The following is a 25,980-nucleotide window of genomic DNA, read 5'->3' as shown; positions in this document are numbered from 1 at the left end:
GGAAATCCTTTTATTAAAGGATAATCCTTTGCTAAATTTACTCTACATTTACTATTTTATTTTGAAAGGATTGATTTTTATTGAAAATTTAATCGGAGTATATTTTATAGTAAATAGAACTAATAACAAATTTTATGTTGGTCATTCATCAAATATTTACAAGCGTTTTATAGCTCATAAATCATATTTAAGAAGAAATATTCATCATTGTATTTTTTTACAAAGAGCATGGAATAAGCATGGTGAATCTAACTTTGATTTTAGAGTATTTAAAATATGTAACACTATTGAAGAAAGTATTTTACTAGAACAAAAATTTATTGATCATTGTAAAATTTTATATAACACTTCTAAAGATGCTAATTTTGGTGGTGATTTAATCAGCAATCATCCTAACCGAACCGAAATAATTGATAAAATAAAAAAAAGTTCAATATTATATATGAGTACTCTGTCTTCAGAGGAACGTGCTTTTAAATTCGGTCAACCAGGAGAATCAAACCCTATGTTTGGTAAAAATCATAGTGAAGAAACAAAAAATATTATTTCCATAAAAAACCGAGGTTCTTCACCTAGCAATAAAGGCAAGTCTTTAGAAGAAACTGTAGGAATTGAAAGGGCTACTGAAATAAAAAAAATATTATCTAATAACGCAAAATCTAAAATTGGTGATAAAAATCCGTTCTTTAATAAATCTCATTCAGATAAAACCAAACAACACTTATCTGAAAAAATGAAAGGAAGAAAACCTCCCAATATGAAAAAAGTTATAATAGATAATATTATATATGAAAGTGTTACAGATGCCTCTCGTAATCTTTCTGTTTGCCCAGCTACAGTAATTTTTAGAATTAAATCTAAAAGTAATAATTTCAAATCATATAATTATGTAGAGTAATAAATGCCCAACGACTATCGAAAACACATATAATAAATTTAAAAGGTTATTATATTGGAAGTGAGTAGAGTACCTTGCAAGCTATTGGTAAGGGAAACGTAAGGATTCCTTAAAATAATATTTTTAGGAATATGATATAGTCTTCTCTATACAGTAATGTATAGTAGTTCATAAGGAACATATAAAATGTAGCGAATTTTATAGAAAATAATGTCTGGGGACGTGCCACTTGGAATTCCATTTAATACCAGTCAATATGCTGTATTAGTTCATCTAATTGCACAAGTGACAGGTCTTAAGCCTGGTTTATTTACACATGTAATAAACAATGCACATATTTACGAAAACCAAATAGAGGGAATGAAACTTCAACTTACTAGAGCAAATGATGAATATATTGCTCCTAAGTTATGGATAAATCCTGAAATAACAAACTTCTATGATTTTACTCCTGAGGATATAAAATTAGAAGATTATAAATATCATCCATCAATTAAAATGGAGGTATCTGTATAATGTTATCTATTATAGTAGCTACTGCTAATAATAATATTATTGGTGGTGATAATAAACTTTTATGGCACATTTCCGAAGATCTTAAAAGATTTAAAGAAATAACTTCAGGTAATACAATAATTATGGGAAGAAAAACTTTTGAATCACTTCCTGGTGTTCTGCCAAATAGAAAACATGTAGTATTAACTAGAGATAAAAACTTTAAAGTTGATTCAGAAATGGTGGAAGTTATCCACAACTTAGATGAAATTCTATCCACATATGAACATTCTACTGAGGAAGCTTTTATAATTGGTGGTGGCGAAATTTATAATTCTACTCTCCCTTTTGCTAAAAAACTTTATTTAACTAAGGTTAAAAAAGAATTTGAAGGAGATACTAAATTTCCTGTTATTAATGAGCATGAGTGGAAAATAGAATTTAATTCTGAAGAAAAGCTAGATCCTAAAAGTGGATTAAAATTTGAATTTATAGATTTAATCAAAGCGTAGTTTTAGAACTACGCTTTTTTCTGCATAATAAAACGAGTATTATTCTGCAGAATAATACTCGCTTTATTTTTCCTATTGTTAATCCTATTGAAGAGTAACCATACTAATTGACATTTTAGCAATATATAGATAATCCAATCTTAATTATCTCTTTATATCAGTTAACTTGTCTTTTCCTTTTCTTTAAAAGAGCCTTTCATAAATGAAAGGTTTTATAAAAACCGTGCACCTAGCTTTGACAGTAATCTATATGCGTTACCTATGTAGTTAACTCAGGTCAGATTTATCCACGGCGCACGCAGTAACCACTTATCGCTGCTTCCTTCCGGATCTGACGAGGTTCATGGACTTACGTCGCGTGGGACCCAACCATCAACGCCACTTTCATAGGGCAGACCACACAGATTAAAGCCTAGGCTAGGAATTCGACCCTGCTATAGCGGATTGCAGGTTACAGGGCACCGCTGACTCCCCATCTAGCACAGTTATGGCGGAGAGAAGGGGATTCGAACCCCTGATAGAGTTGCCCCCATACCCGCTTTCCAGGCGAGCTCCTTCGGCCACTCGGACATCTCTCCATATTTTTTTATTACCTAATTAAAATAAACATTTTCAACTTCCATGTTTGCTTTTAATTCTTTCTAATTCTAACATAAATATTATTGCAGTACAATAGAAAAATTTAGGCATCTATTTTTTTTAAAGATGCCTTAATTTTCTTATGGCATTTTATTTAATTTCATCACCTCTACTGATTCTTTTATATCCATTAATGATTTGCCCATTGAGGCTTCTACTATTGCCGTAATTCCACCTTCAACTATAGCAGTATCAACAATACAAATTTTTTCTCTTTTTTCTTCATCTAAGAATTCTAGTGCCATTTCTGTGTTCATAAAAGCACTTCCTAAATCAAATAAAATTAGAACTCCATCTTCGCTATATACTTCTTCTATAGCTTCAGTAATTTTATCCATATCAGTTCCTATTCTATTATCCTTAGTTCCACCTGCAGTGCTTACTTTAGCCTCTGGTGCCATTTGCATTGATAATTCTTTTATTCCTTCTGCTATCTTTTCACTATGTGAAACAAGTACTATTCCAACCATGTCTATTCCTCCTATAATGTCATATTATATTTCTTCTGCTATTGTCTTTAATATTAAGTACATAGATGTAGATCCTGCATCCTGATGCCCTATGCTTCTTTCTCCTAAATAACTAGCTCTACCCTTTGTTGCTATAATTTTTTTAGTTTCATTCATGCCATTTTCAGCTGAATTTTTTATTATATTCAACACTTCTTTAGCTTCACTATTTTTTTCTAATGCTTTTCTACCTTCAATAAATGCCGGTTCCAAAGAATCTATCATTGTTTTTTCTCCAAAGACTCCTTTTCCCCTCATTTTAATTCCTTCTAAAGCCGCTTCTAACATATTAATAAAATCATTTATATCAATCTCTGTTTTTTTCGCTATTGCCATAGACGCTTTCATAAATGCTGTGCCATATAAAGGGCCCGCTGCTCCTCCAACATTTGATACTAATGCCATTCCAGAAGCTTTTATAATATTGCTTATATCTTCATCTGGTAGTGTTTTTATTTTTTCAACTACTGCGTTAAATCCTTTATTCATATTTAAACCATGATCTCCATCACCTATAGCTGCATCAAGTTCTGATAAAAATAATTTATTTTCTGCTAAAACAAAATCTATTTTATTTAATATTTCTTTTACTTTAATCCCGTTTATCATATCTTATTCCTCCTATTTAAAAACTTTCATAGCTGGTGTATCTGCTTTTTCATCTAATAAGCCTTTTAATTCTTCGTCTAATTTAAGAATTGATATTGAGAATCCTGCCATTTCTAAAGCTGTCATGTATTCTCCTACAAATGTTCTATGAACTTTAATTTCTCTTTCTCCAAGTATTTCATGCACCTTTTTATTCACTATATATAATTCCATAAATGGTGTTGAAGCTAATCCATTAACCATAACCGCAACTTCTTCACCTTGTTCAATATCCATATTTGTTAATATTCTTTCCATTAAATGTTCAACTATAGAATCTGCTGTTGATATTTTTTCTCTATGAGTTCCTGGTTCTCCATGTATCCCCATACCAATTTCAACTTCATCTTCTCCAAGTTCAAAATTTGCTTTTCCTGCTGCTGGAACTATACATGATGATAATGCCATTCCCATACTTCTCACGTTTGTAATTACTTTTTCTGCTACTCTTTTAACTTCTAGTAAATCCGCTCCATTTTCAGCCATTGCACCTGCAATTTTATGAACAAATACAGTTCCCGCTATTCCTCTTCTACCTGCTGTGTATAAACTATCTTCTACTGCTACATCATCATTTACAACAACAGTTTCAACTTCTATCCCTTCCATTTCAGCCATTTCTTTAGCCATATCAAAATTCATTATATCTCCAGTATAATTTTTAACTACTAATAAAACACCTTTGCCATTATCGACTGCTTTTATACCTTCATACACTTGATCTGGAGTTGGTGATGTGAAAACTTCTCCACATACAGCTCCATCTAACATTCCATATCCAACATAACCTGCATGAGCTGGTTCATGTCCACTTCCTCCACCTGAAACTAAAGCAACTTTATTTACTGATTTGTTTTTTCTAACAAGTACATTACCTTCTTCTATCTTTTTTAAATATTCAGGATGAGCATATTCAATTCCTTTTAACATATCCTCTAAAACATTACCTTTATCATTAATTATCTTTTTCATTATTAATTCCCCCTAATAAGTTCTTTTGATAATATATAAAGCAATTACTGTGCCAACTTAAATTCACAGTTTCATATACCTTAGGCATGATAAAATAAATACTTTCCCCTATAAAAATGTATCAAGGTTGATATTTTTTATCAACCTTGATACATTTTGTATATAACCTTTCTAAAAATATTCAAAGTATTTTCTTATTTCCAAGTAATAATCTTTTCAATTCCATATTGCTTAGCCTTTACAGATACTGTTCTATGAGTTAACCCTAAAGCTTTTGCCGCCTTATTATAACTTCCATTTTCTATTAATGCTTTTTCTATTATAATTTTTTCATATTCTTTCATAGTAAGTAATTTATCATTTTTTATTATATTTTCAATTTCATCTCCACATATTTTTTCAACTTTTTGGGATTCCTCAAGTATCCCTTTTTCTTCGTTTTGATTTCCCTCAATATTTAATTCACTCTTTCTTGAATAGGTAACATATTCTTTATCATCTAAAATATGCATAGGCAAATCATCTAATCCTATAACCCCCTCTTCACAAAGAGCTATAATTCTTTCTATTACATTTTCAAGTTCTCTAACATTTCCTCTCCATGTATATTCCATAAATTTATTCATAGCATCATTTGTAATTCCTATTATTTTTTTATCACCTTTAAGCTTGTCTATAAAATGTTCTGCTAATAAGGGTATATCTTCTTTTCTATCTCTAAGGGGCGCTAGTATTACTGGTATTACATTTAATCTATAATATAAATCTTCTCTAAACTCCCCATCTCTAACCATATCTTCAAGGTTTCTATGAGTAGCTGCAATAATTCTTACATTTACCTTTACAGTACTTTCTCCTCCAACCCTTTGAAACTCCTTATATTGTAATACTCTTAATATTTTAGATTGAGTATTTTTATCCATTTCACCAATTTCATCTAAGAATATAGTTCCATTTTGAGCTAATTCAAACTTACCTAGTTTTCTTTTTACGGCACCTGTGAAAGCACCTTTCTCATATCCAAATAACTCACTTTCTATTAGTGTTTCTGGAATAGCTGCACAATTTACTCTTATAAATGGGCCTTCACTTTTATTACTTGCATAATGTATTCCTTCTGCAATAAGTTCTTTACCAGTTCCACTTTCACCTCTAATTATTACAGTAGCATTACTTTTAGCTGCCTTTGTTGCTAATGCTAATGAATCTAATATTTTACCACTTTTCCCTATATATTTATCAAAAGCCTGATGAGGTTTTCTTGTTCTAATAAGTTCTTGTTCTAAATATTTAACTCTTTCAGAGGCCTTATCCAACTTCTCAGTAAGTTTTTTTACATTAGATATTTCCTTGGCAATAGAAACCACACCAACTTGTTCATCTTCTACTTTTAGTGGATAAACAGAACAGATCATTTCATTGCAATTTCTTTTCTTAACTATTTCTCCTATTTTAGCAACACCAGTTTCTAAAACACTATTTCTCAAACCTTCTGGTGATATATCTACTATATTTTTACCTAGTAATTCTTCATCATCTACCATTTTTTTATAATTATTATTTACATAAGTTATTATCCCTTTATTATTTATTACACATATTCCATCTCCAACTGTGTCTATAATTAATTGCAACTTTTCCTTTAGCTCTTTAACTATTGAAAGTTCTTCTATTACCTCTTCTAACATTGAAACATTCTCTAGAACGTAAATATTCCCTTTATCTTCATTTTCTATAATCAATTTGTTTTTATATATAATGAATCTTTTACCATCCTTTTCTCTTCTATATATTTGACTTGAGCTTTGAGGACTTATTTTTTTGGGTTTTCCTAATATAGAAGCTACAGTGCTTCCTATAATTTCATTACCTTCTATCCCTAATAGCTTAGGAGTAGCCGAATTTATAAATGTTATCTCACCATTCAAATCCTCTACTATAACTCCGTTATCTATATAATTAATTATTTCCCCAAATGTAATTGCTTTATCAGTTATCATTATATCTATATCTTTAATTTCTTTAGATAAAAAATCATTAATTTTGTCTCCAAAAAAAGGTTCAATTTCATTTAGTGCTGAATTTAAATCCCCATTACCTTTTGCATAGATAGTTATTGCTTCCCCTTGCCTAACCTTAAAAAATATAAATGACATTACTGCACCTATAGGCGTTATTCCCCTATGTTCATATTCTATATAAAGTTTAACATCATATTTCTGTTCTATTTTAATAGCCTCTCTTGCAATTGCAGCTATTACCCTTGTATGTAATCCATCCTTTAATTTTATTGTTAATTCTCTTTTTAATTCCATCTATAGCACCTCCAAATATGTACCTAATCCCTGTTTTTGTAAACGTTACTTCAATTGTAATTATACCACTTTAGGGATATTAAAGAAAATATACCAGAGTAGTACTATATATTACTTTCAAGATTCTTTATATAAAAAAGCACATGATATTAGGTTTTTCACCTTATATCATGTGCTTATATAAATTATACAATTTTATTTAAGCTGTTTTTTTGAAGTTGCCCTAACAGCGTATAATATAAATCCTATTCCTGCTACTATACCTATTAAACTTACAATCTGCGCTATCCTAAGTCCAAAGAACATTAAACTATCTGTTCTTAAGCCTTCTATAAAGAATCTACCAACTGAATATAATGCCATGTAACTTCCAAGCACTATCCCATTCTGATTTTCTTTCTTCTTATAAACTATATATATTAACAGTCCACATACAATTACATTCCAAATTGATTCATATAAGAATGTTGGATGATAATATGTTCCACCTATATACATTCCTTTTTGTATAAATTCAGGAAATTTACTCATAAATTCAGCTGATACTGGGCCACCGTGAGCTTCTTGATTCATAAAGTTTCCCCATCTGCCTATAGCTTGTGCTAATATAATTCCTGGCATTACTATATCAATATATTGTAAGAAGTTAACTTTTTTAATTTTAGTTACAACTAAAGCTGCTAAAAGTCCACCTATTAACCCACCATGAATAGCGAGTCCACCTAGTCTTATATTAATAACTTCCATAAACGAACTATAATTTTGCCACTCAAAGGCTACATAATATAATCTTGCACATATTATGGCTATTGGAAATGCCCATAAAAAACTATCTATTATTATTTCGAAATCTAATTTTTTCTTTTCTGCAATTATATAAGATAATCCTAATGCTGATACCACTCCTGAAGATATGATTATTCCATACCATGCTATTGTAATACCAAACACTTCAAATGCTACTGAATCCATATTTATTCCTCCCTTTTTTTATTGTTATTATTGATTATACCCCTCTAAACTTTTATATATCAAGGCTTATTTTATTAAAATATATTCAAATAATTAACAAACAAATATTCTAGTCTATTATCTACTTATTAACTTCTTCTTCTTTCTGTAAAAAATTCTGTTAATATTTCACTACATTTTTTATCATAACACCACTTAACATCTACAAAACTATTTAACATATTATAATCTAATAAGTTTAAAATAGATCCGCAAGCCCCCATATCTTTATTAAAAGTTCCTATATGAATTTTAGATATTCTGCTTTGAGCAATAGCTGATGCACACATAGCACAAGGTTCTAATGTCACATACATCTCAGCTCCCGTTAACCTCCAGTTTCCTATTTTCTTGCAAGCCTCTTCAATTGCTAATATTTCTGCATGAGCTGTTGGCAATTTTAAAGTTTCTTTTAAATTATGAGCCTTCGAAATCACTTCTCCATTTTTTACTATTACAACACCAACTGGTATTTCACCTTTATTCTTCCCTTTAATAGCTTCCTCTATTGCAATCTTCATAAACTCCATTTAATCAACTCCCAATAAACAAAAGCTAATTACAATAAATTATTGTAATTAGCTTAAATTTTAAGTATATATTCTAACTCTTTTAATCCTATTTCTATTTATATCTATATCTTCTGCAACGAACCTTATATTGTGGAGAAGAACCTCTTCCCCTTGTTCTGGGAATCTTCCAAGTTCACCAATCATAAGCCCTCCAACAGAATCAAACTCTTCTGACTCCATATTAACTCCAATTAACTCACTTAAATCATCCAGCCTTGCACTACCATCTACAATATATTCATCTTCTTTTACTACTTCTATTTCATTATTTTCATCATCATATTCATCTTCTATATCACCAAATACTTCTTCTATTAAATCCTCTATAGTTACTATACCAACAGTTCCACCATATTCATCTAATACAACAGCTAAATGGTTTCTTGTCTTTTTCATTTCACTAAATAACTCTTTTATCTTTTTAAACTCAAAAGTATAATATGGTGCTCTTATATAATCTATAACTTTAAAATTTTCTTTATTTTGCCCTGCTATGATTAAATCTTTAACATATAAAGCTCCAACTATATCATCTATAGTTTGATCATACACAGGTATTCTTGAAAATTGTTCTTTCTTTATAACATCTAATATTTCTTCATAATTTGCATTTACATCTACAGCTACAACATCAACTCTTTGAACCATAACATCCTTAACTTGAGAATCTACGAAATCAAATATATTGAAAATCATTTCTTTTTCTACACCTTCTAGAACGCCCTCTTCTTCACTAACTCCAACCATTGTCCTAAGTTCTTCTTGTGTTATAAATGATTCGCTAGCTTTTGGGTCACATCCTAAAATTCTTATAAACACACTTGAAATTGCTGTAAACACAAATATTAAAGGTCTAAATACTTTAACTACTATATTAATAGGTTTACTTACTCTTAAAGATACCTGTTCTGACTTTTGCTTTGCAAATGATTTGGGAGTTATTTCTCCAAATATAAGCACTAATATTGTCATCACTACAGTAACAATTCCTACTCCACTTTCACCAAAAGCTCTTAACGCTAATGATGTGGCAAGCGCCGATGCTCCAATGTTTACTATGTTATTACCAATTAATATGGCCCCTAAAAGCTTATTTGGTTCTTCCGTTAACTTTGCTACTAACTTTGCACCTTTCATACCTTCATCAACCATGTGTCTTATTCTAATTTTACTTAAAGACATTAAGGCTGTTTCAGACATAGAGAAAAATGCTGACATAACTAATAATATTATAAGTAATACTATCTGCCACGTATAACTACTGTCCAAAAAACAATCACTCTCCCATTTTTTTTATAAAATATAATTTATTGTTTATTATATCATATGTTTATTCTTTATAATATAAATTTATTATTGAAATTAGCTTATTAATTTTTAATAAAATAATTATTCTGCTCTTTATATTCCGTAGGTAATAATCCTGTTACCTTCCTAAAGTTAATGTTAAACTGCCTGTGATCTGAATATCCTACCTCTTTAGCAACAACAGTTATCTTTTCGCCCTTAATTAACAGTTCCTTAGCCTTATTTATTCTAATATCTCTTATATATATAGAAAAGCCAACACCCATTTTCTGTTTAAAATATCTACTTAAATAATTCTCATTTAAGTAAACCATTTTAGATAATGTTTTTAATGATATTTCTTTATTATAATTTTCATTTATGTATTGAATGAGCACTTTTATTACTTGATCCTCTTTGTTCCCATTTATCTCTCTAAAGTAATCAATTGAGTTATTAATAAACTCCTGTAAAAAACTCTTAAGTTCTTTTACATCCCGCGCGCACTCTAAACTTTCCTCTCCAGTAATTTCTACAGCATTCTTAATTAATTCTGACCTTATCCTAAAGCAAATTTCAATAGAACACTCATAAAATTCAGGTCTTTTTACCCCTCCATCAATTAAATATTGCAATAAAATATTTAAGCTCTCTTGTGCTAAGCTCCTTTGCATAAAAATACTATTCTCTACGATTTCATTTATTAATATTTTAATATGTTTTTTATTTATTATATGTTTTTTAGGGTATTTTTTAGTTATAACACTATTTATCCCCCATAAAAAACTATCTTCAAGCCTTTCCTTTGCTTGTTTGTATAAATTATGTATATTTTTTTCATTATCCACATTTGATATTCCTACAGTTATCCTACCTATATTTTGGTTGTTAATTTCATATATCAATTCTTTGAAATCATAATCGCTACTCTTATCTAAAACTAAGGCAATTCTATTACTATGAGGGCTTAGCACAATTGTATCCTTAGAAAAATTTTTATTACTCCAATCCTTAATCATATTTATAACCTGTCTGTTTTTTCCCTCTTCCTTAGCTCTCAAATATTTATCGTAAGAATCATTCTTTATAATTACTACCCTTACATCTCTAGCTTCAACTTCACCGATGTAAACTTCACTAAAGCTAATTTGCTCCCTCATTATTTGCAGGTACTCCTTCTCACGAATAACCACATCATATAAATTATCCTTTTTTATTAATTCAACAGTCTTTTTTATAGCCTCAATAAACTCCTCAATATTAATTGGTTTTTTAATAAAATCCACAGCATTTACCTTAACTGCTCTTTTAGCGTAATTAAAATCATCATAGCCTGTTACTATTATAAATTTAGTCTTTAGCGAAGTCTGTACCTTTTCTGCTAATTCAAGTCCATCTAATCCAGGCATATTTATATCACTTACCACTATATCAGGCTTCTCTTGGTTTATTTTATCTAAGGCTTCATAGCCATTTTCTGCTTCTCCTACAATTTCGCAGTTTAATTCTTTCCAAGGTATTATTTTAATTAAACCTTTTCTTGAATAATATTCATCATCTACAATTAGTACCTTATACATCATTTTCCTCCATAACTTTTAATTTTAATCTTGCTATGGTAAAATCATCCTTCCTATTTAGTTCAAATCCGTATTCCATACCATAAAATATATCTATTCTTTTTCTTATATTATCAATGGCAACCCCTTCCCCATAAGTTTCACTATTATTTAAGCCATCACCATCACCATCACCATCATCAATTATCTCAAATATTATGCACTCACCATCTTGATATCCATTAATAAATAATCTCCCTTTCCCAATTTTCTTTTCTAACCCATGAACAATTGCATTTTCTACCAATGGTTGAAGTAGTAACTTAAGCATTTTCTTATTTAATATATTATTATCAATTAGTATTTCTATACAAAACCTATCTTTATACCTATGCTTTTGTATAGTCAAATAGTTCTTTATTTGATTTATTTCTTCCCTAATATAAACATTATCCTCATTATTTTTCACAGAATACCTATAAAAATTTGCTAATGATTCTGTCATTTCCGCTACTTCCTCCACTTCACCCAACCTAACCATCCAGTTAATTGATCCTAACGAATTATATAGAAAGTGTGGATTTATCTGAGATTTTAAAGCATTAAACTCAGCCTGCTTAACTAGAAGTTCACTCTTATATCCATCCTCTATTAATTTTTTTATTTTATAAACCATATTATTAAAGCCCTTAGAAAGAACCCCTATTTCATCCTCTGTATTAACCTCTATTTGCACATCAAAATTGCCCTCTTCAACTTTCTCCATTAAATCTTTAAGTTGCAAAATAGGCTTTGATATTTTATTTATAATATTAAGTTCTAAACATATTGCTATTATTATTATAATTACTATAAAAACAACCAAATATTCTACACTGTTTATAGCACTACTGAAATATAGGTTCTGCGGAATAACTTCAAGTACCTTTATCCTAGTCTCCTTAGCAGTTGTAAAATATGCCATATAATCGATTCCATCTATTCTTATAATAAATTCTCCATCTTCCTCTAACAGATAGGAGTCTTCTTCACTACCAAACTTAAACCCTGTTTGGTTTTTATAATTTTTATCTGTTATTATTACGCCAAACTGATCTAATATATAGTTGTTTGAACTTTCTATATTGGATATGCTATTAAAAATTTCTTGGAAATAGTCTTCATATATATCAACTAATACATACCCAATAACATCCTTAGTTGTATCATCAATTATAGCTTGTCCTATCACCATCACTGTATCCTTAGAATATTCTCCATCAACTCTCCTGTGAACCTTAGTAAACACCTTTTCTGGGGACTTATCTAATATATCGTAAAAGTCTCCCTCCTTGTCTGTATATATTGGATAATAATAATCAGTGCTTGAATATCTACTTACCCCATTTTTCTGTACAATATGTACCGGATTTTTATGTTGTGATGTTGCCATAATTGCATTTACCATTTTATAGAGTACTTGAGTATCCTCAAACTTTTGATCATTGTTTGTATCTATTTTATTTACTATAGATTTAACATCCTTGTTGTTTGCTATGTAATCTACCATTCTTTTGTATGAACTTATATTATTGTCTATTAATTTAGAAGAAATATTAAGATTACTACTAATAAATCTACCGGAATTTTCCTCTGTTCTTTTTATTATTTTGTAAGTTTCAAATGTTCCCACAATTAGCATTGGGACAATACCACATACTATAAATATAAATAATAATTTTTTACTGAAAGATTTCTTAATTTTCATATTTTACCTCAAATAATTTTATATCTATATGATACACTAAACTTTCTTAATTTTCTATTTTTTTAAATGCCTAATAATAAAAGCTCAATGCATACACACTAAGCTTTTATTAGAAATAATTTATTCTTTTACTTCATAAATACTGGTTATTCCCGAAATTAATCCACACTTTAATATAATATCATTTATATCCGTTGCCTTTGACTTTCTCATAGTAATTAAACAGGCCTCTCTATTTTCTTTATCACTATCCATATAAAATTCTAAATTAAGCACAGTAATATCCTTGGTTATACAATACTTTTGTATAGCTTCCATAACCTGTTCCTTATTTAAATATCCAATATATATTTTGTGCTCATTTTTACTCCACTTTAACTTTTCTTCAATAAACTTGAAAAGCGAAAGTACTATGAAGCTTGCCACAGTTCCAACAAAGCTAATCTCATAATATCCAAGCCCAATAGCTAACCCTAAGCAACCAACTACCCAAATAGATGCAGCTGTTGTAAGGCCTTTAATAGAACCCTTTGTATGAATTATTGTACCTGCACCCAAAAATCCAATTCCACTTACCACTTGAGCTCCAAGCCTTCCCATATCTATTTTATATACATTTGCTAAAGCTTCATTTGACGAAATCATAACTAATGTATCATTAACCATTTTCACTTGTATCAAGGATATAATGCAAGCTCCTAAAGCTACTAAAATATGTGTTCTAAACCCAGCTGGACTATTCGTATATTGTCTTTCATATCCAATAATCCCACCAATAACAATGGCTAACGATATTCTTATAAAAATATCTACCATAACTTCACCACCTTAAGCGTGAAGCAAACATTATATAATATGAACATTTTCCTCATTAAAATCAATAGTTATTCTGTCACCAATGTTATAGACCTTTTTAACTATTGGATTAAAATCTTGACAGCTAATAATATTTTCCTTTATCTTTATTCTATAATCCTGATATGCACCCATAAAAGTAGAAGAAATTACCTTACCTTCAAAATTACCATCATCACCAATAATTATTGATTCAGGTCTTAATACAATTTTGCAAACATCCCCAGCAACTTTTTTACCACTATATTTTGTATTTATAAACTTATCTAAAACACTAACTTTAGCTTTTCCCCCATTAACTTCAACTATTTCTCCACCAATAAAGTTTGCCTCTCCAATAAAATCAGCAACAAACTCAGTAGCTGGTGAATAATAAATTTCCTTTGGAGTTCCAACTTGTTCAATTATTCCTTTATTCATTATTATTATTCTATCTGAAAGGCTCATAGCCTCAGATTGATCATGAGTAACATATATAGCTGTAATACCAACTTTTTGTTGAATATTTCTAATTTCACTTCTCATCTGAACTCTTAGCTTTGCATCTAAGTTTGATAACGGCTCATCAAAAAGTAATACTCCAGGTTCCATAACAAGGGCTCTTGCTAAGGCTACTCTTTGTTGCTGACCACCTGATAATTGATTTGGATATCTACTTTCCATACCAGCTAGTCCAACTAAATCTATTATCTCTTTAGCCTTTAACTTAATGTCATCTTTGCTCATCTTCTTAAGCTTTAATCCATATGAAATATTATCAAATATATTTAAATGTGGAAATAACGCATAACTTTGGAATACCATTGCCGTATCTCTTTTATCTGGAGTATCGTTATTTACCATATCTCCACCTATATATATTTCTCCTTCATTTGAAACCTCAAAACCTGCTATCATTCTTAATGTAGTAGTCTTTCCACATCCTGATGGTCCAAGCAGTGTAACAAATTCACCGGCTTTTATTTCTATTGAAACATTATCTACAGCCTTAAATTCTTTACCATTTGGTGTTACATATATTTTTGTTATATCCTTTATATTAACGCCTTTACTTCTTAGCATAATAATTCACTCCTTTTCTAAATAACACTATCGTCGCTTTTGCTTACTCCAAATTTACTTAATAGTAAACTCATTAATCCTATTGATACTAAAACAATTACTATTAACACTGTAGAGAAGGCTGATGCAACCCCAAATCTACCATTGTCAACCTGTGACAATATTGATGCTGTTAATAATTGATATTTTGGTGTAACTAAAAATACTACTGTACTAACTGCCGTCATACTTCTTACAAACGAGTAAACTAACCCACCAAAGAAAGCTGACTTTATTAGTGGTAGTGTAACTGATGTAAATACCTTATTTGCACTTGCGCCCAAATCTTGAGCTGCTTCTTCTATAGCTGGATCAATTTGTTGAAGAGCTGCAATACCACCTCTAATTCCAACTGGTAAGCTTCTAACAATAAATGCTACAACTATAAGGAATGCTGTTCCTGTTAATATAAGTGGTTTTGTATTAAAAGCACTTATATATCCAAGCCCCAGCACAGTCCCGGGCACTGCCATAGCTAGAATTGAAGTAAACTCTATAAAGTTTCTTCCATAAAATTTCTTTCTAACTACTAAGAATGCGATTATCATACCTAATATTCCTGTAATTGGTGTGGCATATATCGCTAATAATGTTGTATCTTTTATTGGCTCAATTCCTAAATTAAATACATACTTAAAATGATCTAATGTTAATGTATAATCTATTCCCATAACCTTAAATAGTCCACCTAATGGAACTAATATGTAGAAAGCTAATACAAACACTGTAATCATTAAGCAAATTATTTCTATAGGCATCACTATATGCTTTTCTGTTATTAAATCTCTTTCTCTTGAAGCCTTTCCTGTTACCGTAACATATGACTTCCTTTCTATCCAGAACTTTTCAACAACAAATAATAAAATACTTAGGGTTAATAAAGTAACTGCAATTGCAGCTCCACCTCTCATATCATAGTTACCTATTGCTTGCATATAAACCTTTGTAGCTAAGGTTCCAAAATTTCCTCCTATGACCATTGGGTTAGAGAAATCTGCTAAAACCTCAATAAATGTTATTAAAAATGCATTTGCAATCCCTGGTAACATTAATGGTAATGTTACTGTTTTAAATGTTTTCCATCTTGTAGCCCCCATACTTCTTGAAGCTTCCTCAAGTGCTGGGTCTACCTTCTTTAAAAGTCCAACTAAAAGTAAATATACTATAGGGAAGAATGTCATTGTTTGTACAATCACTATCCCCTTAAATCCATATATATTTGCATCTGCTATTCCAAATAAATGTCTTGTAATCAATCCAAATTGACCAAATAACATTATTGCTGATAGCGCCAACACGAAAGGTGGTGAAACTATTGGCAATATTGAAACTACCTTAAATAATTTTCTAAATCTAGTTTTTATATAAGCATCTGCATAAGCAAATATAAACCCTATTATTGTTGATAATGTACTTACGGTTATCCCAAGTACTAATGTATTTATTAAACTTTCCTTAAAATCAATATCTTTTAACATTTGTGAGTATGCACTTAATGAAAAGCCTCCATTTTCAATGAAACTCACCTTTAGCACTGAATATAAAGGATATAAAATAAATATTGATAACATTATAATTAAAAATATTATTGTTGTTAATAATATAGGATCTCTCCATACCTTTTTCATATCAGCACCATTCTGTTGTCTTCTAATTGCTCTTGTTGATTTGCCCATGTTATCACCCCTACTCTAAACAAAGTGTTAATTAATTAAGAAATAATGAGGAGGTATTTATACCTCCTCGCCTTATTTACTAATTAATAGCTTTGTTCCATTTTTCTACTAACTCACTTCTATTCTTTCCTGCCCAATCTAAATCATAATCTATTAACTTTGTATCCTTTAACTCTTCAGCTAATGCTGGATCTTTAGCGTCTGTATTTGTTAAGAATTGATATGAACCAACTGTTTCACCAAGTTCTTGACCTTTTTTGCTAAGTACAAAATCAATAAATTGTTTAGCAGCTTCTTCATCTGGTCCGCCATTTAACATTGCAACAGACCCAACTTCATAACCTGTACCTTCCTTTGGAGATGTTAATATTAAATCTTTCATTCCTTCTTCTCTATACTTAATTCCGTCATGTAAGAATGAAATACCAACAATTACTTCACCTTGTCCTGCAAGTCTTGCTGGAGCTGTACCTGATTTTTCATAAGACTTAACATTTTCATTAAGCGCCTTCATATATTTTAAGCCCTCTTCCTCTCCCATTAACTGAACTATTGTAGCTAATGCTGAGTAAGCTGTACCTGAAGATCCTGGATTTGCTATTGATATTTGACCCTTAAACTCTGGCTTTAATAAATCTTGCCATGATGTTGGAGCCTCAATTCCTTTTTCTTTTAAAAGCTTAGCATTTGAAACAAAACCTAAATATCCACTATAGATACCAGTCCATGCCCCTTCCTTATCTTTAAATTTGTCCTCTATTTTATCTGCATTAGGCGATACATAATTTTCTAATAACGCTTCTTCTTTTGCTTGGATAAATGCATCTGCAGGTCCACCGAACCAAACTGATGCTTTTGGATTTTCCTTTTCAGCTCTTAGTCTTCCAAGGATTTCCCCAGATGACATTCTAACAGCTTCTGCTTGTATTCCTGTTTCTGCTTTAAATTCTTCCACAACCTTAACCATGTGGTCTTCCATTAACCCGCAGTATATTGTTAATTTTAAATCTTTATTTTTAACTTCTGTTTTTTCCGAACTTCCGCAACCTGCTAAAATTCCTGTTGTCATTACAGTCGCTAGTGTTAAAGCAATTAAACTTTTTCTTTTCATAATTAAACATCCCCCTAATTAAATTTGTAGTTCTTAACTATAAACTTATTTTACAGTAACCATTTACAGATATTTTTTAAAAGTAAGATTTTCACACACTAAAGTAAAAAATAAACACTTTAATTTTACTTTACAACCATATATATAGGTTCATGAACCACTATCCCCAAATTTAATGTTAGATTTATAGCTATCTCCATATTTAGCTTATTTAAAATTTAACCCTACGACAAGCCTTTACACATCCCTGGACATACAAAAAAAACTACGATAGAATATTTAATTCTATCGTAGTATCACTCATCTAAATATAGTTATTGAAACTATACTTGGAATCGTTAGCCCTCTCAGGGAGTTTCTGCTATTATCCTATTTCAACTAAGTACCTGTATTTATCAGCTCTATAATAACAAATCGTATATTCTAAATTATTTCCATTTGAATCAAATGATATTCTAGTCCTTTTTAACACGGGAGTACCTTCTTCTATTTTTAAGTGCCCCCTAATATCTTTATCTACTGCCACAGCTTCAAAATATTCTTTAGTTCTAGAAACTACTATACCATTTTTTTCATTTAAAAGTTCATATAAAGAGCCAGTATATTGATCTATATCTAAAGATAAATTTAACTCTCTTTTTAGATATGTTATAAAAAGTACCATTGGCTGGTTATTAACATATCTTAATCTTTCAATTTTATAAACTTCTTCACCTTCAGTTATATTTATTTTTTTTGCTATAAGCTTATTTGATTTTACTATATCAATTTTAATGAATTTTGTAGAGGGCTCAAGCCCTTTCATTCTCATTTCTTCTGTAAAACTCATTATTCTACTTAAAGGTTCTTCAATTTTATTAAATATAACACTTGTTCCTTTTCCTCTAGTTCTTAAAAGATACCCCTCATTTACAAGATCATTTATCGCTTGTCTTACCGTTATTCTACTAACATTAAATGTTTCTTGAAGTTCTAATTCAGACGGGAGTATATCTCCTTGTGAATACTCTTCATCTATTATCTTTTTTTCCAGGAACCCTTTTATTTGATAATATAGTGGTGAGGCTCCTTTACTATAATCGAGCTTCAAAACGTCACCTCTTTCCTTAAATATACCTATGTATATTTTATCAGTTTTTTGTCTATATTTCTACATTATTTTAAAATCTTACATAAGCCTTTATAACTGCTATTTTTTTTCCGACACTTTTTCCTATAGGTGTTATTGTGTATTTAGAAACATTTGCAGGCATAATAAATGTTTCTGCATAATGCACTATGAATGGTTCAAAAGTATTATCAACACTTTCCACTACAGCCTCATCACCTTCAATAAGATTTAAAACATTAACTCCTTTATCCGTATCAAATAAAGTTTTTTCACTAAACCAAATTCTTCTTGTCTCTATAAATTCTAATTCATGAAGACCTGTTTTTTCCTCTTTAACTTTGCCATCATCTTTTATAAGTTCTATTTTGTTTACCAAATTATTTTTTACCCACTCAGTTCTTCTATCCCAATCTATTACATTTTTACCGTGGTTAACATGTATAGGTCTTGGAATTCCATCTAATCCCAATCTTCCCCAATCCCAAAGTTTGAATGTAAATATATATGGTGTTGCACTAATTTCAAGTACCATACTATTTTTTCCTGAACAATGAATTGTTCCTGCTGGAATTAAAAAGTGATCGTGCTTTTCAGCTGGAAATTTATTTATATATTTTTCTGCATCAAATGAAATCTCTCCATTTTCTGCTCTTTGTAAATCATTTATCATTTCATCTTTTTCAATTCCATCTTTTACTCCTAAATACACACAAGCATCCTCTTTTGCATCTAAAATATAGTAACTCTCATCTTGAGTATACTTCATTCCGAAATTTTCTTGCATATACTGTGTTACTGGATGTACCTGTAAACTCAAATTTCCACCTTCAATTGTATCAAGAAAATCAAATCTTATTGGAAACTCAGCTCCAAACCTATCATAAACCTTTTCTCCTAATAATTCTTTTGGTCTATATAAGACAACATTCAATGAAGGTACCTCTATTCTTACTTCGCCATATCTTAAAAATAAACTATTTTCTTCCGGCACTCCATCAAAGCACCAAGCAAAATTTTCTTTACTTCTATCTAAATCACATACTTCTTTCATCCATTGTCCACCCCATATTCCTGTATCAAAATACGGTACAACTCTGAAAGGACGTTTCGTTGCTTCAATTAATCCTGCCCTAAAACCATCTCCACTAACCATTTTAGGATTATCATATATATTAGTATCTAATAAATACTCTATTCCATCATATAATTCTTTCTTATGTCTATCTGCAACTCTCCATTCTATGAAAAATGCCCTTTTGTATTTTTTCAGTGTATCTTCTTCAAGGTTCTTTATTTTATAATTTCCTAATTCTTTTTTTCTGTACCTTTGTTGAATTTCCCATCTTGCTAAATCTAAATAAATAAGTGTATCTCCTTTAGCAATCTTGCTTGCAGCAACTCCATAAACAATAACTATGCCCTCTTCTATTTCTTCTAGTTTTTCCTTTGCCTCATTTAGTTTTTCTTTATTTATAAAATCATCTATTTCTCCATAATACATCATTCCAAAAACCCTATCATCCGTTAGGTTTTTTTCAATTAAGTTTGTTATATTTTCCCCATCATAAAAAACATCTTCACTTTTTATCACACAACTTGGGTTTAATCCATTAATAAATGCACTCATAACCTCTTCATCTCTTACTCCAGGATAACAATCCAAAGTTAAAATGTATTTTTTCTTATCTATCTTACTTTTAATTTCATTTATTATTTGCTCGTATCCTGTCCATACTTTATTTTCAAAACCTTTTATAATTACTTCTGGTTCTTTATCATAATTAGAAATTCGCTCTTTATAATCCATAGTTTTTTCTCCTTATCCAACATTTATATTTTAAAAAATTCAATTTCGTCATTATTTTTAAATATTCTATATGGAAACTGTTTATTTTCAATTGATTTGTAATCATGTCCCGAAGTAGTTGGCCAACATGCCCCCACTTTTAATACATCATCACCAATATTTACAATTCTATGGGCAATCTCTCCATCAATATGATGTAATGACCCTTTAGATATTTTTTCTGCCCACATATCCCCAGCCTTATTCATTAAGAGCAGCAAACCTTCTCCCTCTAACCCAAAATAGAATTCTGCACAATCTGTATCTTCATGAAAATGACCTCTTGTCATGTTACATTCACCATTTAAATAAACAGGATACATAACTGTAAGTCCCCAAAACAAATTGCCTGCTTTCTTTTCTTCCCCTTCAGAATAAGAATAAACCTCATACACAAGGGTACTTAAATCTGTACCATCACTATCTTTATAAATATTTTTAACTTCCTCTAAATATTTTTTATAATGTTTTACATTATCTCCTGTCAAAACACCTTCTATCATTTCATGCCATGCTCTTGGCTCTATTATCTTCATAATAACGCGCCCCTTTCTATGGATTAAAATTTTCCCATTTATCTTTACTTATTCCTGGATATGATACAAATATAAATTTATCTGGAGTTTCTTCAAACTGATTATAAATAGGAACTCCTTTTTCTATGGAAAATTCTTTATATTCTCTAGCATTTTTTACTATTAATTTTGATTTTTCATAATTTTCATTATGAATCCAATCTATACGCCCTTCATCATTAATTATTGGGAAATATGCTAACCCCTTATGTTCTCTTATTTCTTTATAATCAAACCCAAAATCTCGTACACACCAAGCTCCAAAAGTTAATGGAATTTCTTTATCTGCACTAACTGTATAATGTGCCCAATAAGGTGGAACTATTACAACATCACCAGCTTCTGCAAAAACCGCAAAACATCTACCGGGATTATCTTTTGTATTTTCCTGCATATAAATCACTGCTTTTCCATTCCATATTTCATACACTTCTGGCGTTGAACTATTGCAAGACTTTGATACGTCATGCACATGCCCCTGTGATCTTACCGGCTCATTTCCTAATTTTCCTGCAGCATAAGTTACTACACCAAATAATAAATTCCTTTTTAACATTGTTTCTTTATCTTTTTCTTTTCCAACATCCATTGCTATTGAATAAACAACATCAGGACCTATGCAATTAGGCTCTTTTAAACTCTTTCTTATATCATCTAATTTTCTATTTTCAACTTTTGGTCCAAAAATACCCTTTCCATAGGCAAAACTAAACGGCTCATAATTTGGCATTATATCAAACCCTGGATTAAATTCCATTTATACCACATCCATTTCAAATATTTTTTTATATTAATTACTCTATACAATCATAGAAATATTGTTACTTTCTATTTAATAAACAACTAAACCCCCAATGAATCTAATGTGTTGTTTTTTACTTTCCTTGCTGTTCCTTTATAATTTCTAATATGTGTTTCTTCATAGGTTTTATTGATATCCACAATACTAAAAATAAACCTGTACAAATAATACTTATAATCATTAAAATCGGCGCAAATTTTATGTCCATTTTGTAAGCACTAACGTATGCTATTAAAGATAAAGATGCTATTGTTGCTAATACTACAAGTATTTTTTTAGCTTTTAAAAACATACTGTATTTCTTTAAAATATCTTGTTTTTTATTCATACTCTCACCCTTTGTCTTTTATTAAAATTGATGAGATTGAGATGAATAATCTCAATCTCATCCAAATATTATATTAGAAGAATTTTGCAGCTACACCTACAATAGCTAATCCAACTAATACACCCATAACCTTAATTGGTGACATCTTTTTCTTTGACATTAAGAACCAACAAAATATAACTAATAGTAATGGTAGAATTTTAGGAAATATTCCATTTAAAACATCCATTACAACAAGGTTTTTTTCAGCACCTGTTGGAATTTGTAATGCAGTAGTTACATTTACATATGATGCAGCTACTCCACCAACTACTATAGAACCTAATAAATTAAAAGATTCACGTGCACGTTGAGCCGTTTCACCAACAATTAAATTTACAGATTTTGTACCCAAGTTATAACCTTTTAAGAAAACGAAATAGCTAAGAGCTGTTATTGTTGTTAAGAAAGTTACTATATAAAATATTGGACCTAAAGGATTTCCACCTTCAGCTAATCCCATTGCTATTGAAAGTAATAATGGAATATACATACCAGGTATCATAGCATCACCTATGCCTGCCAAAGGCCCCATAAGTCCTATCTTAATACCATTTATTACTTCGTCATCAATATCAGCACCATTTGCACGTTCTTCTTCTAACCCACACACAATACCATTTATTACTGATCCTAATTGAGGTTCAGTATTATAAAATGATGAATGTCTTTTCAAAGCCTTTAATTCTTCTTCCTTATCATCACCATATAATTTCTTTATTACGGGAATCATTGATACAGCAAACCCAAAAGATTCTAACCATTCAAATGACATAGAGCTTAAATTTCCAGTGTACCATGCCCACCAAGATTTTCTTAAGGTAGCTTTGTCTAATTTTTTAATTTTATCTCCCATCTTATAGTTCCTCCTCTTCATCTGAAGCATTCTCTGCAACTACAACAGTTTGAGTTGTGTACTTGAAATTTAAAACTGCGAAAAATGCTCCTACTATTGCCAATGAAATCATATTTATCTTTAATGCAGCAATTAAAATAAATCCAAACAAGAAATATATTAATTCAAAATCTTTTTTAGTTACCTGTCTTAAAAGTATTGCAACTCCTACAGCTGGTAACATTCCTCCTAAAGCTGTTAATGTACGCATTGTAAATGAAGTAACTGGGAATAAGTTTATTATATTTGCTGCTATAGCTGCACCAAAATATATAACTATAAATGTTGGAATCACACGTAATAAGAAATTAGTTATTTGAGGGCCTATTAAGTGATTAAATTTTAAACCCTTTAAATCACCTTTCTCTATACATGCTATTGCTTTATGATTCCAGTATGAATTAACTAACATCATAAAGTTAAAGAATATTGTACCAACTGCGCCTACTGCAGTTGCTATTGCTACAGCTGATGCTACAGTAGCTCCACCCTTAACTGATATAACCCCAAGTGTAACACCTATATAAGCTGCTGCATTTAAATCCTGTGGCATTTGTCCACCTGGTGTAACAAGTGCAATGTAAACAACTTGAACTGCTACTCCTACGATAATTCCCGTAGATACATCTCCTAAAATAAGACCAATTAAAAATCCTGATACTAATGGTCTACTTAGCGTATACCATCCACCTGATATTCCAAGGAACCAAGGGACTGATAATGCTCCTAAGTAAGATAACACTGAAATTAGAAGAACTTGAATAATATTTACTTCCATGATTTTTCCTCCCTCTATTTTATATTACTTATAAAATTTTTTTCTTGCCTTACTCCATAAAACGCTTTTTGTATCCGGTACAAGTCTAAAATCTATTGTATAGCCTTTATTAAATATTTTTTCATAAGCCTCTACTTCTTCTTTAGTTATATCAGCGTTATTATTAATATTTGTAGTGCCTTCACGTGCACTTTGAGGCCCAACATTTATGTTTTTTATTCCGACTTGTAAATTTTCATCTACAAGTATCTTTGCCATAGTGATTGGATCTTTTGTTATTAAAAAGTATTTCTTATCACTTTTTACTGCCTGTTCCATTTTTCCTAAAAACTCTTCATAACTAAATATAAACGTTTTCTTTCCTGAGGCAGCTTTTAATGCAGCTTTTAGAATTGGGTTACCTGCGGCTGTATCATTAACAGCTATTATTCCATCACAAGGGTTTTCTAGTGCCCATCTTGTAACCACTTGTCCATGAATTATTCTATCATCTATTCTTATAAATTCAATTGCCATTTGTTTTCCCTCCTATAAATCATCATTTTCATTTTCTTCTACAGGTATTTCAAATTCAATAATACCCTCTTTAGCCTCATTTATGATTTCCTTAATTTCTTTATCTCCAATTTCATTCTCAATAAATAATACCGACAAAATCATTGGTAAATTCAAACCTGCAATTATTTTTGATTTTTGAAGTAATCCCTTTTCTGAAAGTAATGTTACTGCTGATGTATATGGTGATCCACCTTTTAAATCCGCAAGTACAACTATTTGATCTGCATCTTTTACACTCTCAATAAGCTGATCTAACTTTTGTCTAAAAAAATCAATACCCATAGTCTGCTCTAAACATAAATAATTTACATTGTTTATGTCTCCATAAATCATATTTGTAGCTTGGTATATACCTTTAGCTATAGTTCCATGACTTACAATAATAATACTTTTCAATATACTTCCTCCTTTTATAAATGCTTTATGAACCTTTACTGTTTCGTTTATATTAATTCTAGAAGGACTTTTTTTATTTTTATCCTTCTAAAACTTCAACAAAGTTTCTTTCAATATGAAAGATTCTTTATTTTTTTGAAAAATGTTATAATGTTATAACGTTATAATGTCATAATATATCTTATACGTTTACATGTAAATTGTTTTTTGCAATTATTCGCTATTATATTCTACTTTTCGACTTTAAATAATTCTTCCAATCCAATTAATGTAAATGTTTGTTATGTAATTAGATTTATCTATTAAATTATTAGTATAAGTTATCTCTAAAAATATCTATTCCTCAAATACGGATAACCTACACTATTTTTACCATTTACCTTTTAACATAAATAAAAAACGGCTTAACCGAAATAAACTGGTACCTATAGAATGGACAGTTAGAAAAAAAGTGCTAAACATTTATTTAACTGACTCTATTTTATAGGGTCTTTTTTTATTGTAAAATATTTTAAAGGAGGATTGTAGTTATGGGAAGAATCTATTTTACAGATGAACAATTGAAAGATTTATCAGTAAATCCATTTGTAAAAAAAGCTAGTAATAAAGCTATTACTTATACAGATGAATTTAAGGAGTATTATGTTTCTGAATATAATACCGGGAAAATGCCATTAGAAATACTACGGAATGCAGGATTTGATGTTAAGGCTTTAGGAAAACAGAGAGTTGATAATTTATCGCG

25 protein-coding genes, 1 tRNA gene, 1 other RNA gene and 1 pseudogene are annotated in these 25,980 nt (G+C 30.1%); 4 read left to right on the top strand and 24 right to left on the bottom strand.

The window, feature by feature from the left end; translation table 11 throughout:
* Positions 1-61: 61 nt before the first annotated feature.
* From BLS77_RS17620 to BLS77_RS17610, 3 genes and pseudogenes are all read left to right on the top strand, one after another.
* Positions 62-898, top strand: a complete 837-nt coding sequence (locus BLS77_RS17620) for an NUMOD3 domain-containing DNA-binding protein (protein ID WP_175490910.1) — start codon at positions 62-64, stop codon at positions 896-898.
* Positions 899-1,111: 213 nt separating this feature from the next.
* Positions 1,112-1,414: pseudogene (locus BLS77_RS17615) on the top strand (thymidylate synthase); the annotation flags it as partial.
* Positions 1,414-1,905, top strand: a complete 492-nt coding sequence (locus BLS77_RS17610; RefSeq protein ID WP_089972970.1) for a dihydrofolate reductase — start codon at positions 1,414-1,416, stop codon at positions 1,903-1,905. The pseudogene BLS77_RS17615 and the gene BLS77_RS17610, both read left to right, overlap by 1 nt.
* A 221-nt stretch (positions 1,906-2,126) precedes the next feature.
* Here the strand turns inward: BLS77_RS17610 and ffs are convergent.
* From ffs to BLS77_RS17490, 24 genes are all read right to left on the bottom strand, one after another.
* Positions 2,127-2,390, bottom strand: an RNA gene (ffs, locus tag BLS77_RS17605) — signal recognition particle sRNA large type.
* 3 nt (positions 2,391-2,393) lie between these two features.
* A tRNA-Ser gene (locus BLS77_RS17600) sits at positions 2,394-2,483 on the bottom strand.
* 141 nt (positions 2,484-2,624) lie between these two features.
* Positions 2,625-3,014, bottom strand: a complete 390-nt coding sequence (gene dhaM, locus BLS77_RS17595) for a dihydroxyacetone kinase phosphoryl donor subunit DhaM (protein ID WP_089972965.1) — start codon at positions 3,012-3,014, stop codon at positions 2,625-2,627.
* A gap of 24 nt (positions 3,015-3,038) precedes the next feature.
* Positions 3,039-3,662: a dihydroxyacetone kinase subunit DhaL gene (gene dhaL / locus BLS77_RS17590; RefSeq protein ID WP_089972961.1), complete on the bottom strand. Its 624-nt coding sequence runs from the start codon at positions 3,660-3,662 to the stop codon at positions 3,039-3,041.
* A 12-nt stretch (positions 3,663-3,674) separates the two neighbouring features.
* Positions 3,675-4,673: a dihydroxyacetone kinase subunit DhaK gene (gene dhaK / locus BLS77_RS17585; RefSeq protein ID WP_089972958.1), complete on the bottom strand. Its 999-nt coding sequence runs from the start codon at positions 4,671-4,673 to the stop codon at positions 3,675-3,677.
* Between the two features lie 194 nt (positions 4,674-4,867).
* Entirely contained in the window at positions 4,868-6,988 is a 2,121-nt protein-coding gene (locus BLS77_RS20620) for a sigma 54-interacting transcriptional regulator (protein WP_089972955.1), read from the bottom strand.
* 195 nt (positions 6,989-7,183) lie between these two features.
* Positions 7,184-7,960, bottom strand: a complete 777-nt coding sequence (lgt, locus tag BLS77_RS17575) for a prolipoprotein diacylglyceryl transferase (RefSeq protein ID WP_089972952.1) — start codon at positions 7,958-7,960, stop codon at positions 7,184-7,186.
* A gap of 128 nt (positions 7,961-8,088) precedes the next feature.
* Positions 8,089-8,529, bottom strand: a complete 441-nt coding sequence (locus BLS77_RS17570) for a nucleoside deaminase (protein ID WP_089972948.1) — start codon at positions 8,527-8,529, stop codon at positions 8,089-8,091.
* A 60-nt stretch (positions 8,530-8,589) separates the two neighbouring features.
* Positions 8,590-9,840: an HlyC/CorC family transporter gene (locus BLS77_RS17565; RefSeq protein ID WP_089972944.1), complete on the bottom strand. Its 1,251-nt coding sequence runs from the start codon at positions 9,838-9,840 to the stop codon at positions 8,590-8,592.
* Positions 9,841-9,941: 101 nt separating this feature from the next.
* Positions 9,942-11,438, bottom strand: a complete 1,497-nt coding sequence (locus BLS77_RS17560; RefSeq protein ID WP_175490909.1) for a response regulator transcription factor — start codon at positions 11,436-11,438, stop codon at positions 9,942-9,944.
* Positions 11,431-13,164 carry a cache domain-containing sensor histidine kinase gene (locus BLS77_RS17555; protein ID WP_089972939.1) on the bottom strand — a complete coding sequence of 578 codons (1,734 nt, stop codon included), beginning with the start codon at positions 13,162-13,164 and terminating at the stop codon, positions 11,431-11,433. The genes BLS77_RS17560 and BLS77_RS17555 overlap by 8 nt, the downstream gene beginning before the upstream one ends.
* A 120-nt stretch (positions 13,165-13,284) precedes the next feature.
* Positions 13,285-13,980, bottom strand: a complete 696-nt coding sequence (locus tag BLS77_RS17550) for an MgtC/SapB family protein (RefSeq protein ID WP_089972935.1) — start codon at positions 13,978-13,980, stop codon at positions 13,285-13,287.
* Between the two features lie 30 nt (positions 13,981-14,010).
* Positions 14,011-15,081: an ABC transporter ATP-binding protein gene (locus BLS77_RS17545; protein WP_207713942.1), complete on the bottom strand. Its 1,071-nt coding sequence runs from the start codon at positions 15,079-15,081 to the stop codon at positions 14,011-14,013.
* A gap of 17 nt (positions 15,082-15,098) precedes the next feature.
* Complete coding sequence (locus BLS77_RS17540; RefSeq protein WP_207648707.1) at positions 15,099-16,796, bottom strand: ABC transporter permease; 1,698 nt, start codon at positions 16,794-16,796, stop codon at positions 15,099-15,101.
* Between the two features lie 79 nt (positions 16,797-16,875).
* A complete protein-coding gene (locus tag BLS77_RS17535) occupies positions 16,876-17,907 on the bottom strand; it encodes an ABC transporter substrate-binding protein (protein WP_089972929.1) in 1,032 nt (343 codons plus the stop codon).
* Positions 17,908-18,271: 364 nt separating this feature from the next.
* On the bottom strand, positions 18,272-18,997 hold the full coding sequence (locus tag BLS77_RS17530; RefSeq protein ID WP_089972926.1) for a GntR family transcriptional regulator: 726 nt from the start codon (positions 18,995-18,997) through the stop codon (positions 18,272-18,274).
* A gap of 70 nt (positions 18,998-19,067) precedes the next feature.
* On the bottom strand, positions 19,068-20,825 hold the full coding sequence (locus BLS77_RS17525; protein WP_089972923.1) for a class I mannose-6-phosphate isomerase: 1,758 nt from the start codon (positions 20,823-20,825) through the stop codon (positions 19,068-19,070).
* A 23-nt stretch (positions 20,826-20,848) separates the two neighbouring features.
* On the bottom strand, positions 20,849-21,400 hold the full coding sequence (locus BLS77_RS17520; RefSeq protein ID WP_089972919.1) for a glucose-6-phosphate isomerase family protein: 552 nt from the start codon (positions 21,398-21,400) through the stop codon (positions 20,849-20,851).
* A gap of 16 nt (positions 21,401-21,416) precedes the next feature.
* Positions 21,417-22,196: a glucose-6-phosphate isomerase family protein gene (locus BLS77_RS17515; RefSeq protein ID WP_089972916.1), complete on the bottom strand. Its 780-nt coding sequence runs from the start codon at positions 22,194-22,196 to the stop codon at positions 21,417-21,419.
* A 118-nt stretch (positions 22,197-22,314) separates the two neighbouring features.
* Positions 22,315-22,569 (bottom strand): hypothetical protein, encoded by a 255-nt coding sequence (locus tag BLS77_RS17510; RefSeq protein WP_089972914.1) that lies wholly within the window; start codon positions 22,567-22,569, stop codon positions 22,315-22,317.
* A 73-nt stretch (positions 22,570-22,642) separates the two neighbouring features.
* Positions 22,643-23,464, bottom strand: coding sequence for a PTS system mannose/fructose/sorbose family transporter subunit IID (locus BLS77_RS17505; protein ID WP_089972911.1), 822 nt, complete (start codon positions 23,462-23,464; stop codon positions 22,643-22,645).
* 1 nt (position 23,465) lies between these two features.
* A complete protein-coding gene (locus BLS77_RS17500) occupies positions 23,466-24,281 on the bottom strand; it encodes a PTS mannose/fructose/sorbose/N-acetylgalactosamine transporter subunit IIC (RefSeq protein ID WP_089972907.1) in 816 nt (271 codons plus the stop codon).
* 24 nt (positions 24,282-24,305) lie between these two features.
* Positions 24,306-24,797, bottom strand: coding sequence for a PTS sugar transporter subunit IIB (locus tag BLS77_RS17495; RefSeq protein ID WP_089972904.1), 492 nt, complete (start codon positions 24,795-24,797; stop codon positions 24,306-24,308).
* A 12-nt stretch (positions 24,798-24,809) separates the two neighbouring features.
* Complete coding sequence (locus tag BLS77_RS17490; protein ID WP_175490908.1) at positions 24,810-25,235, bottom strand: PTS sugar transporter subunit IIA; 426 nt, start codon at positions 25,233-25,235, stop codon at positions 24,810-24,812.
* A gap of 530 nt (positions 25,236-25,765) precedes the next feature.
* On the opposite strand from BLS77_RS17490, the gene BLS77_RS17485 reads away from it, so the two are divergent.
* A partial coding sequence (locus BLS77_RS17485) for an HTH domain-containing protein (protein ID WP_341423490.1) occupies positions 25,766-25,980 on the top strand: 215 nt, incomplete at its 3' end.

Origin of the sequence: Clostridium gasigenes (assembly GCF_900104115.1) — a bacterium.
GTDB classification, from domain to species: domain Bacteria; phylum Bacillota; class Clostridia; order Clostridiales; family Clostridiaceae; genus Clostridium; species Clostridium gasigenes.
This window is presented reverse-complemented; position numbering and strand designations above follow the sequence as displayed.